A 14,365-nucleotide genomic window follows, 5' to 3' on the forward strand; every position below is an offset into this window, starting at 1 on the left:
AATCACCCCGCCTTCCGAAATCCCGTCAATCCATTCCGAAAAACATAAATCATTTGCCGCTTCCCCCAAATCACCCGTATCTTCCGGCCGTTCCGTTCCGCCGAGGGGGCGTATCGCGATCGTCACGGACGTCGGGATGGAATGCGATGGACGCGGGCGGCCGCAGCGGGGCTTTGGCCTCGCCGACGAACGGCGGACTGCGGACGTGAAATCGTGTGGTCCTGGCCTCCCGGTGCTGAGGCCAAGCCGGTGGTGATGATCCGCCGGCGACGGGGTCAATGAGCCGGTCCCCGGGGAGAGCACGTATAAATGTTAAAACCATCGCACAGGGAGGGCCGGGTGTGTTCGGCCAGACCTGTGGTACCTGCCGCCTGCATTTTTTTGAGCAGGCGGGCCACGGGCGCGGCCAGCGCCCGGCCTTCCCTGTGCCCTCGATGCGAGGGTGCGAATTCAAGGGCATAGCTCGGGCGCGAGATGCGTCGCGAGGATGATGGGGCTCGTCTCTCGGTTATGTTCTCCAAGTGCTGTTTGATCGTGTGGATCGAGATCTCTCCGCGTCATTGCGAGCGCAGCGAAGCAATCCAGAGTCCCGCCCACCACCCTGGATTGCTTCGCTGCGCTCGCAATGACGGAGATTGGGGCAGGAGCGTGCGCGACAGTTGACGGCGTCGGGGATCCCCGCATGTGGCTTCGCTCATGGGCGACGGCCGGTCGTCGACGCAGTCGGGACCGGTAGGCGGATGAGCGAAAGCGTAATCCGCCGGGGGCTGGCTCCCGTGCGGGCGGATGTGCGGCGGCTGGATATCGGGGGTCGTTGGAAAGGCGCGGGTTACGCCTGCGGCTAACCCGCCCTACGGGGGTACAACTTTGGTCGGACCGGCCGAAATGATGGCCGCTACGGGGCGGCCGGGACGTGGGCAAGCCCCTGGTCTCGCAAGGCTTTTCCGCCTCGCTCCACCATCTGCGCCATTCCGCCGCAGTGTTCGTGTCCATCCATTACAGAAGTTTAACGCCGCAGCCAGCACGCCGTAAGGCGGCAGCCCCCATCTTCACTGGCGAACGGGGCGCACAGCCCGGGACCCAAGTTTTAGACCTTGACCAAAATCGCTTGCGGAGAAAACCGTATGACTGACCGTCCGACCGACCTGTCCTCCCTTCCGTCCTATCGCCAGCCCCGGCGCGGGCTGTTCTCGGCGCGCAAGTTCGCGCTGATGGCCTCCGTCGTCGCGGGCCTCGGCGTCGCCGCCTATGGCCTGTCGCCGCAGGGGGCGCCGCTCGACCTGTTCTCGACCTCGGCCCATGCGCAGGTCGCCAACGAGGTCAGCAAGGTCGCGCGCCCGGTCGGCTTTGCCGACATCGTGGAGCGGGTGAAGCCGTCGGTGATTTCGGTCAAGGTCAACATCGCCGAGAAGGTCGCCAAGGACGACAGCGACGACGATACGCCGTTCCAGCCGGGCTCGCCGATGGAGCGCTTCTTCCGCCGCTTCGGCGGTGAGAACGGCATTCCCGGCATGCCGGGTCGCGGCGGCCGCGGTGGCGGTCGCGCCGTGACCGGGCAGGGCTCCGGCTTCTTCATCTCCGCCGACGGCTATGCCGTGACCAACAACCACGTGGTCGACGGCGCCAACAAGGTCGAGGTGACGACCGACGACGGCAAGACCTACAGCGCCAAGGTGATCGGCACCGACCCGCGCACGGATCTGGCGCTGATCAAGGTCGAGGGCAGCACGAACTTCCCGTTCGCCAAGCTCGCCGACGGCAAGCCGCGGATCGGCGACTGGGTGCTGGCGGTCGGCAACCCGTTCGGCCTCGGCGGCACGGTGACGGCCGGCATCGTCTCGGCGGTGGGCCGCGACATCGGCAACGGCCCGTATGACGATTTCATCCAGATCGACGCGCCCGTGAACAAGGGCAATTCCGGCGGTCCGGCGTTCGATGTCGACGGCAATGTCGTCGGCGTCAACACCGCGATCTACTCGCCCTCCGGCGGCAGCGTCGGCATCGCGTTCTCGATCCCCGCCTCGACGGTGAAGAGCGTGGTGGCGCAGCTCAAGGACAACGGCTCGGTCAGCCGCGGCTGGATCGGCGTGCAGATCCAACCGGTGACGCAGGACATCGCCGACAGCCTCGGCATGAAGAAGGCCGAGGGCGCGCTGGTCGCCGAGCCCCAGGCCAACGGCCCGGCGGCGAAGGCGGGCATCCAGTCCGGCGACGTCATCACCGCGGTCAACGGCGAGCCGGTGAAGGACGCGCGTGAGCTCGCCCGCACCATCGGCGGCATCGCGCCGGGCGCCTCGGTCAAGCTCAACGTCCTGCACAAGGGCGAGGACAAGACCATCAACCTGACGCTCGGCAAGCTGCCGAACACGATCGAGGCCAAGGCCGACACCGGCGGCGACAATGCGAGCCCGACCCGCGGCGCCGACGTGCCGAAGCTCGGCATGACCGTGGCGCCCGCGTCGAGCGTCGCCGGCGCCGGCAAGGACGGCGTCGTCGTCACCGAGGTCGATCCGAAGAGCGCGGCCGCCGATCGCGGCTTCAAGGAAGGCGACGTCATCCTGGAGGTCGCGGGCAAGTCGGTGACCTCGGCCGGTGACGTGCGCGAAGCGATCAACGCCGCCAAGGCCGACAACAAGAACAGCGTGCTGATGCGTGTGAAGAGCGGCGGGCAGTCGCGCTTCGTCGCGGTGCCGCTGGCCAAGGGCTGAGCGAGGGCCAAGGCCCTTACGAGATAAGGCCCTTACGAGATGGGAGACCGCCGGCATGTGCCCCCGCGCCGGTGGCTCTTCCTGGGGGCGGGCTTAAAGTTCCGCTCCCGCAAACCTTCCGTTGGACAACGCCCCCCTCCGTCGGAAGGAACTCGGGCGGTGAGGTCCCCCAGCCTCACCGCCCACTTTGCTGCCGATCAACCCCGGGCCCATGCCGCCTTGCACGGAAACGGCGGCCGGTCCATGTAGATGGACATCGAACCGTGACCGCCGCCCCCGTTTCCGCAATGCGCCTCCTGATCATCGAAGACGACCGCGAGTCCGCCGACTATCTGGTCAAGGCGTTCCGCGAGGTCGGACATGTCGCAGACCTCGCCAGCGACGGCGAGGAGGGGCTCGCCATGGCCGACAGCGGGGATTACGACGTGCTGGTGGTCGACCGCATGCTGCCCAAGCGCGACGGCCTGTCGCTGATCGGCGCGCTGCGCGACAAGGGCAACCGGACGCCCGTGCTCATTCTGTCGGCGCTCGGCCAGGTCGATGACCGCATCAAGGGCCTGCGCGCCGGCGGCGACGATTATCTGCCGAAGCCCTATGCCTTCGCCGAGCTGCTCGCCCGCGTCGAGGTGCTGTCGCGCCGCCACGGCGGCCCGGCCGAGGAGACCACCTACAAGGTCGGCGATCTCGAGCTCGACCGGCTGTCGCACCGGGTTGCGCGCGGCAAGGACGAGCTGACCCTGCAGCCGCGCGAGTTCCGCCTGCTCGAATATCTCATGAAACATGCGGGGCAGGTGGTGACGCGCACGATGCTCCTGGAGAACGTCTGGGATTATCATTTCGATCCGCAGACCAACGTGATCGACGTCCACATCTCGCGGCTGCGCTCCAAGATCGACAAGGGGTTCGACCGCCCGCTGCTCCACACCATCCGCGGCGCGGGGTACATGATCCGTGACGGCCTTCGGTAAGCTGATCCGCACCACGGCGTTCCGGCTGACGCTGGTCTATCTGCTGTTGTTTGCGCTGTTCGCCGCCTCGCTGCTCGGCTATTTCGCCTGGAACACCCGCCGGCTCATCACCGAGCAGATCTCGACCACGGTCACCTCCGAGATCAGCGAGATGACCGACATCTTCGCCCGCTGGGGCCTGCGCGGAATCGTCGGCGCGATCGAGAGCCGCGCGCTGCGGCCGGGCGCCAATCTCTATCTCATCACCACGCCGACCGGACAGGCGATCGCCGGCAATGTCGGCTCGCTGGCGCCGGGCGTGATGGGCTCATCCGGCTGGTCGGAGACGTTCTACCGGCGGCTCGACGACAGCACCGAGCACAGCCATCGCGCGCTGGTGTATGTCACGCAGCTCTCCAGCGGTTTTCGGCTTTTGATCGGCCGCGATCTCGAGGAGCGCCGCCGCCTGTTCGGCATCGTCGCCAAGGCGGCGCAATGGTCGGTGCTGGTGGTGGTGGTGCTCGGCATCGGCGGCGGCATCTTCGTCGCGCGGCGCGTGCTGCACCGGATCGATGCCATGACCGGCACGACGCGGCGGATTATGGATGGCGATCTCTCCGGCCGTCTGCCGGTCGGGCGCAGCGGCGACGAGCTCGATCGCCTGGCGGAAAATCTCAACGCGATGCTGGAGCGCATCGAGGCGCTGATGACCGGCCTCAAGGAGGTCTCCGACAACATCGCGCATGATCTCAAGACGCCGCTGACACGGTTGCGCAACCGCGCCGAGGAGGCGCTGGCGAAGTCGCGCTCCGAGGACGAATATCGCGCCGCGCTGGAGCGCACGATCGAGGAATCCGACGGCCTGATCCGCACCTTCAACGCGCTCTTGATGATCGCGCGGGCGGAGTCCGGGCAGGCGCGCGGCGACATGGTCGAGTTCGATGCGGCCGAGGTCGCCGGTGGCATTCACGAATTGTACGAGCCGCTGGCCGAGGACAATGAGATGACGTTGCGGGTCAAGGCCGCGGCCGCGCCGGTGCATGGCAATCGCGAGCTGATCAGCCAGGCGCTCGCCAATCTCGTCGAGAACGCGATCAAATACGGCAAGCCGGCGGCGCTGCCGCTCGATGCCGCCGCCGCCGCTGATAGCCGCGAAATCCTGATCGAGGCGCGGCGCGAGGGCGGACAGGTGCTGCTCAGCGTGACCGATCATGGCGAGGGCATTCCCGAGGCCGAGCGCAAGCGCGCCGTCGAGCGTTTCGTGCGGCTGGAGGCGAGCCGCACTTTGCCCGGTTCCGGCCTCGGTCTCAGCTTGGCGTCCGCCGTCGCGACCCTGCATGGCGGCGAGCTCCGGCTCGGCGATGCCAGGCCGGGGCTGATCGCGACGCTGGTGCTGCCGGCTGGTGCCGGCGTGCCCGCGAAGCTTGCGGCGCCGGCGCAGGATGTGCCACAGAAGGCCGCATGATCTCATCCGCGCCGGGAAACGCGGACGGGCAGACGCTGGCCGAACGTTTCGTTGCCGGCCCGCATGTCCGTGCGCCCGACAAAGCCGAACAGCGCCTCCACGAGTGGCTCGCCGAGCTCGAGCCGTCCTTGGCCGCCTCGCTCCACGCGCTGCTCGCCGGCGGCTGGCCGCGAACCATCCTGCTCGGGATTGCCGAGTGCTCGCCCTATCTGTTCGATCTCGTCCGCGCCGACGGCCATCGCCTCGACCGTCTCTTGCGCTGCGAGCCGCAGGCGCATCTCGCCGAGCTGATCGCCCGCACCGGGCGCGAGGTGTTTGCCGCTTCCAGCGAAGCCGAGGTGATGAGCCTGCTGCGGCGGCTGAAATCCGAGGCGGCGCTCTTGATCGCGCTGTGCGACATCGGCGGCGTGTGGCCGGTGATGCAGGTGACGGCGGGGCTGACCGACGTCGCGGTGTCCTCGGTGCAGATGGCGCTGCGGTATCTGCTGCGCCTGGAGACGGTGCGCGGCCGGCTCGCGCCCGTCGATGCCGACGATCCGGAGCAGGGCAGCGGCCTGTTCGTGCTCGCGATGGGCAAGATGGGGGCGGGCGAGCTCAACTATTCGAGCGACATCGACCTGATCGTGTTTTTCGATCCCGAGATCAACTCGCTGGCGCGCGACATCGAGCCGCAGCCGTTCTTCGTCCGCGTGACGCAAGCGATGGCGCGGCTGCTGCAGAGCCGCACCGCGGACGGCTATGTGTTCCGCGTCGATCTCCGGCTGCGGCCGGATCCGGCCTCGACGCAGGTGGCGATGTCGACCGAGGCAGCGCTGCATTACTACGAGCGCGAGGGCCGCACCTGGGAACGCGCCGCGATGATCAAGGCGCGGGTCTGTGCCGGCGACGTCGTCGCGGGCGAGGCGATGCTGGCGGAGCTGTCGCCGTTCGTATGGCGCAAGCATCTCGACTTCCAGGCGCTGACCGACGTCCACGACATGAAGCGGCAGATGCAGGTCTATCGCGGCCACAGCGAGATCGCGGTCGAAGGCCACAACGTCAAGGTCGGGCGCGGCGGCATCCGCGAGATCGAGTTCTTTGCCCAGACCCAGCAGTTGATCGCCGGCGGCCGTCATCCCGAGCTGCGCGTCCGTCCGACTTTGCAGGCGCTCGACGTGCTCACCGCCAGCAAGTGGATCACGGAGCAGGCGCGCGACGAACTCACCACGGCTTATGAGTTCCTGCGCAGGGTCGAGCACCGGCTGCAGATGATGGCGGACGAGCAGATCCACAGCCTGCCCGACGATGTCGAGGGCGTGAGCCGCTTCGCAAGCTTCTTCGGCTACGACAGCCGCGAGCGGTTCGCGACCGATCTGCTGTTCCATCTGGACGTCGTGCAGGGACATTACGCCAGGCTGTTCGAGGGCGATCCCACCGGCACCGTCAGCCTGCCGGCGGTGAATTACGGCGCCGGTCCCGACGAGCCGCGCCTGATGGAGCATCTTGCCGGATTGGGCTTCCGCGATCCGGTGATGGTCGCCAAGACCCTGCAGCAATGGCTGGCGGGCGAGTACCGCGTGTTCCGCACGGATGCGACGCGCACCGCGTTCACCGATTTCCTGCCCGCGCTGATCGATGGCCTCGCGCATGCCGACGAGCCGGATCGCGCCGTCGTGGCCTTCGACCGCTTCCTGCAGGCGCTGCAACTCGGCGGCCGCCTGATCACCCTGCTCGGGCAGAACCGCGATCTCGTGGCGCTCGTCGCGCTCGTGCTCGGGGCGGCGCCCCGGCTCGGCGACATGCTGGCGCGGCAGCCGCGGCTGATGGACGGCCTGATCGATCCGCGCTTCTTCGGCGCGATCCCCGACCGGCGCGAATTGTCAGAGCGGCTGGCGTCGACGCTAAAGGATGCCGGGACCTATGAGGAGTTTCTCGATCGTCTCAGGCTGTTCGGCCAGGAGAGCCTGTTCCTGATCGGCACGCGCATCCTCTCCGGCACGGTGTCGGCGCAGCAGGCCGGCACCGCCTTCGCCGACGTCGCCGAGGGCATCGTGCACACCGTGCATGATCTCGTGACGGAGCGCTTCGCCGCCCAGCACGGCCGCATCAAGGGCCAGGAGACCGCGATCGTCGCGATGGGGCGGCTCGGCGCGCGCGAAATGACGGCTTCGTCCGATCTCGACCTGATCCTGCTCTACGACTTCGACGGCGATGCGCCGGATTCCGACGGCGAGCGCTCGCTGCAGGGCGCGCACTACTTCGCGCGCTTCACCCAGCGGCTGATCTCGGCCTTCACCTCGCGCACCAATTACGGCGTGCTCTACGACATCGACATGCGGCTGCGGCCGTCGGGCCGCGCCGGCCCGCTGGCCTCGCACATCGACTCCTTTGCGCATTACCAGGAGCAGGAGGCGTGGACCTGGGAGCACATGGCGCTGACGCGGGCACGGGTGATCTCGGCGTCGCCGGCGTTTCGGGCCCGGATTGAGGAGATCATCCAGGCCGCGCTGCAGCGTCCGCGCGACAGGAGCGCGATCGCGCGCGACGTCGCCGACATGCGCCGCGCGATCGCGGCCGAGAAGGGCGAGGCCGATCTGTGGGACCTCAAGCACGCCGCCGGCGGCATGGTCGACATCGACTTCGTCGCGCAATATCTGCAGCTCGTCCATGCCGCGACGACGCCGGAGATTCTCGATGTCAGCACGCTTGCGGTGCTCGACAATGCCGAGCGGCTCGGCGTGCTGCCGCGCGCTGAAGCCGTGATCCTGCGTCAGGCCGCGCGGCTGTATCACGATCTGACGCAGATCGTGCGGCTGTGCGTCAGCGACAAGTTCAAGCCGGATCAGGCCGGCGAGGACCTGCTGCGGGTGATGGCCCGGGCGGGCGACGCGCCGGATTTCTCGGCGCTCGAGGCGCGGCTGCGCGAAACGCAGACCGAAGTGCGGCGCGTGTTCACCGCACTCGTGGAGGGATGACCCGACCAGCCGCGCGGTAGGACGGCCGGCCGCCTATGCCTTTTCCTTGGCGACCGCGGCATCTTTCAGCCGGCCGATCGCTTCCTTCACCGCCGGGTCGAGGCCCGCGCCGCCGGCGTCGTGGTGCGCATAGATCGTCTTGAGCATGCGCGGATCCCAGAACTTCTTGATGTGCTCGGCGACGCCGGCGACCTCCTTCTCCTGCCCCTGGCTCTGGAAGAACTTGCCGATCTGGTTGGCCATGTAGACGAGGCGCTCGGAGGGGTTATGCGACATGGGTGTTGTCCGTCTGTGTTGATCGCGCGCCGGTCTCGGCGCTCGCGACGATCCGTTCGGGATGGGTGAAGATTTCGAAGCCGTCGTTGCGGGCCACCGCAATCAGCGTGATGCCGGCGGCCTCGGCCATGCGAATGGCGAGCGCGGTCGGGGCGGAGACCGCGACCATGATGGGTGCGCCCATGGCAGCAGCCTTCTGCACCAGTTCGACCGAGACGCGGCTCGTCAGGATCACGATGCCCTCGCTCGCCGCACAGCGCGTTTGCGCGAGGTGGCCAGCGAGCTTGTCGAGCGCGTTGTGGCGGCCGACATCCTCGCGCAAGCCGACGATGCCGCGCGCGGGAGTCCAGAACGCCGCGGCATGCACCGCGCGGGTCTCGTGATTGAGCTTCTGCAGCGGCTCGATGGCCTCAAGCGCCGCCATGACGTCGCGCGGAGCGAAACGCCGGCCGTCCGGGACATGCGCCGCCGGCCGCACCGCTTCGCTGATCGAATCGATGCCGCACAGGCCGCAGCCGGTGGGGCCGGCGATGTTGCGGCGGCGCTCGGCCAAGCGTTCGGCCTGCGCGTCGGGCAGCCACATCCTGAGCTCGATGCCGTCATCCAGCTCGACGACGTCGAGCGAGATGATGTCGTCGCGGCTCGTGACGAGACCTTCGTTCAGGCTGAAGCCGATGGCGAAGTCGCGGAGGTCTTGCGGCGTCGCCATCATGACGGCCTGGGTGCCGCCATTGTAGGTCAGTGCGACCGCGGTCTCCTCCGGCACGCGGCGGTGGCCCTCGGTGAGGGCTCCGTCGCGCCAGACCAGACGATCCGCGATGCGCACTGCATCGGTCATGCTACTCCGCTGCCTCCACGACCGGGGCGATGCGGCGCGAGTTGCGGGCCTGCTCGTCATAGGCTTTCTGCCAGTCCGACGGTCCGTTGGACTGCGACACCTGCACTGCCGTGACCTTGTACTCCGGACAGTTGGTGGCCCAGTCCGAATAGTCCGTGGTGATGACGTTGGCCTGGGTCAGCGGATGGTGGAAGGTGGTGTAGACCACGCCGGGGGCGACGCGCTCGGAGATCAGCGCGTGCAGCGTGGTCTCGCCGGCGCGGCTGGTCAGCCGCACCCAGTCGCCGTCGCGGATGCCGCGCTGCTCGGCATCGTGCGGATGGATCTCCAGCACGTCCTCGCCATGCCACACCACGTTCTCGGTGCGCCGCGTCTGGGCGCCGACATTGTACTGCGACAGGATGCGCCCCGTGGTGAGCAGGAGCGGGAAGCGCGGGCCGGTGCGCTCGTCGGTCGCGACATACTCCGTGACCACGAACTTGCCCTTGCCGCGGACGAAGCCGTCGACATGCATGATCGGCGAACCCTCGGGATTCTTCTCGTTGCAGGGCCACTGCACCGATCCCATCTCCTCGAGCTTCTGATAGGAGACGCCGGCGAAGGTCGGCGTCAGCGCCGCGATCTCGTCCATGATCTCGGACGGGTGATTGTACTTCATCTCGAAGCCCATCGCCTTGGCGAGACCGATCGTCACCTCCCAGTCGGCCATGCCGTTGAGCGGGGTCATCACCTTGCGCACCCGCTGGATGCGGCGCTCGGCGTTGGTGAAGGTGCCGTCCTTCTCGAGGAAGGTCGAGCCCGGCAGGAACACGTGGGCGTAGTTGGCGGTCTCGTTCAGGAACAGGTCCTGCACGATGACGCATTCCATCGACGACAGCGCCTGCACCACATGCGTGGTGTTGGGATCCGACTGCAGGATGTCCTCGCCCTGCACGTAGAGGCCCATGAAGGTGCCTTCGATCGCGGAGTCGAACATGTTCGGGATGCGCAGGCCCGGCTCAGGGTTGAGCTTGACGTTCCACATCGCCTCGAACTGGTCGCGCACCGCGTCGCCCGAGATGTGGCGGTAGCCCGGCAGCTCATGCGGGAACGAGCCCATGTCGCACGAGCCCTGCACGTTGTTCTGGCCGCGCAGCGGGTTCACGCCGACGCCGCGGCGGCCGATATTGCCGGTCGCCATCGCGAGGTTGGCGATCGCGATCACCGTGGTCGAGCCCTGGCTGTGCTCGGTCACGCCGAGGCCGTAGTAGATCGCGCCGTTGCCGCCCTTGGCGTAGAGCCGGGCCGCGCCGCGGATCGCTTCCGGGTCCACGCCGGAAATGCTGGCGATCGCCTCGGGGCTGTTCTTCTCCAGCGCGACGAACTCGGCCCAGTCCTGGAACTCGCTCCAGTCGCAGCGCTCGCGCACGAAGGTCTCGTTGACGAGGCCTTCGGTGACGATCACATGGGCCAGCGCAGTCAGGATCGCGACATTGGTGCCGGGCAGCAGCGGCAGATGATAGTCGGCCTTGACGTGCGCCGACTTCACGAGGTCGATCTTGCGCGGATCGACGACGATCAGCTTGGCGCCCTGACGCAGCCGCTTCTTCATGCGCGAGCCGAACACCGGATGCGCATCGGTCGGGTTGGCGCCGATCACCATGATGACGTCGCTGTCCTCGACCGAGTCGAAGTCCTGCGTGCCGGCGGAGGTGCCGAAGGTGGTGGCAAGGCCGTAGCCGGTCGGCGAGTGGCAGACGCGGGCGCAGGTGTCGACATTGTTGTTGCCGAAGCCGGCGCGGATCAGCTTCTGCACCAGATAGGTTTCTTCGTTGGTGCAGCGGGACGAGGTGATGCCGCCGATCGAGTCGCGGCCGTATTTGGCCTGGATGCCGCGCAGCTTGTCGGCGGCGAACTTGAAGGCCTCGTCATAGGAGACCTCGCGCCAGGGCTGGTCGATGGTCTCGCGGATCATCGGCTTGAGGATGCGTTCCTTGTGGGTCGCATAGCCATAGGCGAAGCGGCCCTTGACGCAGGAATGGCCGCGATTGGCCTTGCCATCCTTGTACGGCACCATGCGCACGACTTCCTCGCCGCGCATCTCCGCCTTGAAGGCGCAGCCGACGCCGCAATAGGCGCAGGTGGTGACCGCCGAATGCTCCGGCTGGCCGATCTCGATCACGCTCTTCTCGGTCAGGGTCGCGGTCGGGCAGGCCTGTACGCAAGCGCCGCACGACACGCATTCCGAACCGAGGAAGCTCTCGCTCATGCCCGGCGACACCCGGCTGTCGAAGCCGCGGCCGGAGATGGTCAGCGCGAACGTGCCTTGCACTTCCTCGCAGGCGCGGACGCAGCGCGAGCAGACGATGCACTTGGAGGGATCGTAGGTGAAATACGGGTTCGACTCGTCCTTCGGCAGCCAGGCCGGATTGGCTTCGCCGCAGGCGTCGGCGAACACGTGGTTGTCGCCCTGATAGCCGTAGCGCACGTCGCGCAGGCCGACGGCGCCGGCCATGTCCTGCAGCTCGCAATCGCCATTGGCAGCGCAGGTCAGACAGTCGAGCGGATGGTCGGAGATGTAGAGCTCCATCACGCCCTTGCGCAGCTTCTTCAGCCGCTCGGTCTGGGTGTGGACGACGAGGCCCGCGGCCACCGGCGTGGTGCAGGAGGCCGGGGTGCCGGCGCGGCCTTCGACCTCGACGAGGCAGAGGCGACACGAGCCGAACGCGTCGACCATGTCGGTCGCGCACAGCTTCGGGATCTGCGTTCCGGCCTCCATGGCCGCGCGCATGATCGAGGTGCCCTCGGGAACGGTGATGCTCTGGCCGTCGATGGTGAGCGTGACCATCTTTTCGGACTTGGAGAGCGGTGTGCCGTAATCGGTTTCGTGGATGAGCGACATGGTCGGTGTCCTTGTTCCCGATATCTTATTCCGCAGCCTGCAAGCGCGGCTGCTGGGGGCCGAAATCTTCGCGGAAGTGCTTCAGCGCCGAGAGCACAGGGTAGGGCGTGAAGCCGCCGAGTGCACAGAGCGATCCGAGCTTCATAGTGCCGCAGAGGTCTTCGACCAGGGCGATGTTCTCGGCGACGCGCTCGCCGCGGCGGATCTTGTCGATGGTCTCGGCGCCGCGCGTCGAGCCGATACGGCACGGCGTGCACTTGCCGCAGGATTCGATGGCGCAGAACTCCATCGCGAAGCGGGCCTGCTTCGACATGTCGACGCTGTCGTCGAACACGACGATGCCGCCATGGCCGATCAGGCCGTCCTTGGCGGCGAACGCCTCGTAGTCGAACGGCGTGTCGAACAGGGCGCGGGGGAAGTAGGCGCCGAGCGGGCCTCCGACCTGCACCGCACGGACCGGGCGGCCGGTGAAGGTGCCGCCGCCGATGTCGTCGACCAGCTCGCCCAGCGTGATGCCGAACGCGGTCTCGAACAGGCCGCCGAACTTGACGTTGCCGGCGATCTGGATCGGCATCGTGCCGCGCGAGCGGCCCATGCCGAAATCGGCATAGGCCTTGGCGCCCTCGTCGAGGATGAAGGGGATGGCGGCGAACGACAACAGGTTGTTGACGACGGTCGGCTTGCCGAACAGGCCATGATGGGCGGGCAGCGGCGGCTTGGCGCGGACGATGCCGCGCTTGCCCTCGAGGCTCTCCATCAGCGCGGTCTCTTCGCCGCAGACATAGGCGCCGGCGCCGGTGCGCACCTCCAGCTCGAAATTGTAGTTCGAGCCCGCGACGTTGCTGCCGAGCAGGCCGGCCTTCCTGGCGATGTCGATCGCCTTGGTCATGGTCGCGATCGCGTGCGGATATTCCGAGCGCGTGTAGATGTAGCCCTTGGTGGCGCCCACCGCGATGCCGCAGATGGTCATGCCTTCGATCAGGACGAAGGGATCGCCTTCCATCAGCATGCGGTCGGCGAAGGTGCCGCTGTCGCCCTCGTCGGCGTTGCAGATGACGTATTTGCGGTCGGCCGCGGTCTGCGCCACCGTCTTCCATTTGATGCCGGTCGGGAAGCCTGCGCCGCCGCGGCCGCGCAGGCCCGAGGTCGTGACCTCGGAGATCACAGCATCGGGCGTCAGCGTCAGAGCGCGGGTCAGGCCCTTGTAGCCGCCATGGGCGCGGTAGTCGTCGAGCGACAGCGGATCGATGATGCCGCAGCGGGCGAAGGTGAGGCGGGTCTGCCGCTTCAGCCACGGGATCTCCTCGGTCAGGCCGAGCGAGAGCTTGTGCGGCTTGTCGGCGACGATCGCATCGAGCAGGGACGGCACGTCGTCTGCCGTCACCGGTCCGAAGCCGAACCGGCCCTGCGCCGTCTCCAGTTCGACCAGCGGCTCGAGCCAGTACAACCCACGCGAGCCGTTGCGTACGACTTCAATATCGACCTTCCGCTCCAGCGCCGCCTTGTGCAGCGCGTGGGCAACCTCATCGGCGCCGACGGCGAGGGCGCCGGCATCACACGGGACAAAAAGACGCACGCTCATCGCTGGGCCTCCGAGACGAGAGCATCGATCCGGGCTTCGTCGAGCCGGCCGACCAGGCGGCCATCGAGCATGGCCGACGGCGCGGTTGCGCACAGGCCGAGACAGTAGATCGGCTCGAGCGTGACGCGCTCATCGGCCGTGGTGTTGCCGATGGAGATGCCGAGCTTCGCTTCGGCGCGCGCCGCGAGCGCATCGCCGCCGGCGGCCTGGCAGGCCTCGGCGCGGCACAGCTTCAGCACGTGACGACCGGCCTTCTTGGCCCGGAAATCATGGTAGAACGTGAACACGCCGTAAACCTCGGCGCGCGAGAGGTTCAGAGCGGATGCGATCATCGGAATGGCATCCTCCGGCACATGGCCGAACGTCTCCTGCAACGCATGGAGGATGGGCAAGGTTGCTCCCTCCATCCCGCTATGTTGGGCGATGATTTCGGCGCCGCGCGCCGCGTCCCACGTCTCGTACACCGGCGTCATCCTGATCCCGATTCTGCGTTGCAAGCGTTTCGCACATCCAAATTGGAATTGCTCAAGATATCAATAAAGCAGTCCCGTGCTGCGATAGCGAAACGCAATCGAGAGATAGCTAGAAGTTGACGAAAAACAGGCCTTCGCGCGACCGGCTTGCGGCCGCGTTTTACCGTGTCCGGGCCCGCCGCGCCGTGATAGGTTTCTCCGTGGCCCGCACCGCCGAAAACGTGCGGAACTGGGCCCTTCA

The 14,365-nt window shown here is 67.4% G+C and carries 9 protein-coding genes; 4 read left to right on the plus strand and 5 right to left on the minus strand.

Annotation, left to right across the window (positions count from 1 at the left end):
* Positions 1–1,124: 1,124 nt before the first annotated feature.
* The 4 genes from ACQR0U_RS28125 (at position 1,125) to ACQR0U_RS28140 (ending at position 8,074) form a co-directional block, all read left to right on the plus strand.
* On the plus strand, positions 1,125–2,708 hold the full coding sequence (locus ACQR0U_RS28125) for a Do family serine endopeptidase (RefSeq protein WP_315828278.1): 1,584 nt from the start codon (positions 1,125–1,127) through the stop codon (positions 2,706–2,708).
* A gap of 287 nt (positions 2,709–2,995) precedes the next feature.
* Positions 2,996–3,676: a response regulator transcription factor gene (locus ACQR0U_RS28130; protein ID WP_315716199.1), complete on the plus strand. Its 681-nt coding sequence runs from the start codon at positions 2,996–2,998 to the stop codon at positions 3,674–3,676.
* A complete protein-coding gene (locus ACQR0U_RS28135; RefSeq protein WP_316175916.1) occupies positions 3,660–5,120 on the plus strand; it encodes a sensor histidine kinase in 1,461 nt (486 codons plus the stop codon). Before ACQR0U_RS28130 ends, ACQR0U_RS28135 begins: the two co-directional genes overlap by 17 nt.
* Positions 5,117–8,074 carry a bifunctional [glutamine synthetase] adenylyltransferase/[glutamine synthetase]-adenylyl-L-tyrosine phosphorylase gene (locus ACQR0U_RS28140; protein ID WP_434844039.1) on the plus strand — a complete coding sequence of 986 codons (2,958 nt, stop codon included), beginning with the start codon at positions 5,117–5,119 and terminating at the stop codon, positions 8,072–8,074. Before ACQR0U_RS28135 ends, ACQR0U_RS28140 begins: the two co-directional genes overlap by 4 nt.
* 33 nt (positions 8,075–8,107) lie before the next feature.
* Here ACQR0U_RS28140 and ACQR0U_RS28145 read toward each other — a convergent pair whose 3' ends face one another.
* From ACQR0U_RS28145 to ACQR0U_RS28165, 5 genes are read right to left on the minus strand one after another with little or no spacing between them, the layout of a single operon-like run.
* Positions 8,108–8,350 (minus strand): formate dehydrogenase subunit delta, encoded by a 243-nt coding sequence (locus ACQR0U_RS28145; protein ID WP_315716156.1) that lies wholly within the window; start codon positions 8,348–8,350, stop codon positions 8,108–8,110.
* Positions 8,340–9,188, minus strand: coding sequence for a formate dehydrogenase accessory sulfurtransferase FdhD (fdhD, locus tag ACQR0U_RS28150; RefSeq protein WP_315768114.1), 849 nt, complete (start codon positions 9,186–9,188; stop codon positions 8,340–8,342). The genes ACQR0U_RS28145 and fdhD overlap by 11 nt, the downstream gene beginning before the upstream one ends.
* 1 nt (position 9,189) lies before the next feature.
* Positions 9,190–12,069 carry a formate dehydrogenase subunit alpha gene (gene fdhF, locus ACQR0U_RS28155; protein ID WP_315768112.1) on the minus strand — a complete coding sequence of 960 codons (2,880 nt, stop codon included), beginning with the start codon at positions 12,067–12,069 and terminating at the stop codon, positions 9,190–9,192.
* A 25-nt stretch (positions 12,070–12,094) separates the two neighbouring features.
* Positions 12,095–13,651 carry a formate dehydrogenase beta subunit gene (locus ACQR0U_RS28160; protein WP_315753040.1) on the minus strand — a complete coding sequence of 519 codons (1,557 nt, stop codon included), beginning with the start codon at positions 13,649–13,651 and terminating at the stop codon, positions 12,095–12,097.
* Complete coding sequence (locus ACQR0U_RS28165; RefSeq protein ID WP_315753146.1) at positions 13,648–14,124, minus strand: formate dehydrogenase subunit gamma; 477 nt, start codon at positions 14,122–14,124, stop codon at positions 13,648–13,650. Before ACQR0U_RS28165 ends, ACQR0U_RS28160 begins: the two co-directional genes overlap by 4 nt.
* Between the last annotated feature and the right edge of the window lie 241 nt (positions 14,125–14,365).

It is taken from the genome of Bradyrhizobium sp. HKCCYLRH3097 (assembly GCF_051167875.1).
Lineage (GTDB): Bacteria > Pseudomonadota > Alphaproteobacteria > Rhizobiales > Xanthobacteraceae > Bradyrhizobium.

Excerpts from the sequence above, each read along its gene's own strand:
- ACQR0U_RS28125 (WP_315828278.1), top strand. The coding sequence starts at position 1,125 with ATGACTGACCGTCCGACCGACCTGTCCTCCCTTCCGTCCTATCGCCAG.
- ACQR0U_RS28130 (WP_315716199.1), top strand. The coding sequence starts at position 2,996 with ATGCGCCTCCTGATCATCGAAGACGACCGCGAGTCCGCCGACTATCTG.
- ACQR0U_RS28140 (WP_434844039.1), top strand. The coding sequence starts at position 5,117 with ATGATCTCATCCGCGCCGGGAAACGCGGACGGGCAGACGCTGGCCGAA.
- ACQR0U_RS28145 (WP_315716156.1), bottom strand. The coding sequence starts at position 8,350 with ATGTCGCATAACCCCTCCGAGCGCCTCGTCTACATGGCCAACCAGATC.
- fdhD (WP_315768114.1), bottom strand. The coding sequence starts at position 9,188 with ATGACCGATGCAGTGCGCATCGCGGATCGTCTGGTCTGGCGCGACGGA.
- fdhF (WP_315768112.1), bottom strand. The coding sequence starts at position 12,069 with ATGTCGCTCATCCACGAAACCGATTACGGCACACCGCTCTCCAAGTCC.
- ACQR0U_RS28160 (WP_315753040.1), bottom strand. The coding sequence starts at position 13,651 with ATGAGCGTGCGTCTTTTTGTCCCGTGTGATGCCGGCGCCCTCGCCGTC.
- ACQR0U_RS28165 (WP_315753146.1), bottom strand. The coding sequence starts at position 14,124 with ATGACGCCGGTGTACGAGACGTGGGACGCGGCGCGCGGCGCCGAAATC.